Source organism: Bowmanella yangjiangensis, from assembly GCF_017255015.1.
GTDB lineage: Bacteria > Pseudomonadota > Gammaproteobacteria > Enterobacterales > Alteromonadaceae > Bowmanella > Bowmanella yangjiangensis.
The window spans coordinates 1-299 of the sequence record NZ_JAFKCS010000860.1; the positions used below are offsets into that span (position 1 = coordinate 1).

At 66.2% G+C, this 299-nt stretch carries 1 protein-coding gene; it reads right to left on the reverse strand.

Annotated features, from left to right (window positions below; genetic code table 11):
• Positions 1-299: alginate lyase family protein (locus tag J0A65_RS26980; RefSeq protein ID WP_206597233.1), on the reverse strand; the 299-nt coding region annotated here is incomplete at both ends.

Here is a 299-nt window from a genome sequence, read left to right on the forward strand (position 1 = left end):
GTATTCATAGTCCCCCTTACCTTGGGCGAGCTGGCTGAACGCCCGGCGCAGGGCGACGTCTGCCCAGGCCAGGCCCTTGTCGTCATCGAGCAACATGGCGGTGGCGGCGACGGCCCACGCCGCCCAGTAGTCGTGGTTGTTGAAGTAGATGCCGCTGTCGTGGCGACGAGGCTCGTATTCGGCGATCACCTTGGCGGACAGCTGTTGCAGCCAGCGCGTCTGCACGGGGCTCAAGCGATAGCGCTGGTCACTCAGCGCCTGCACCTTGAGCAGGGTCGAAGCGATGGCGGCGAGGGCCC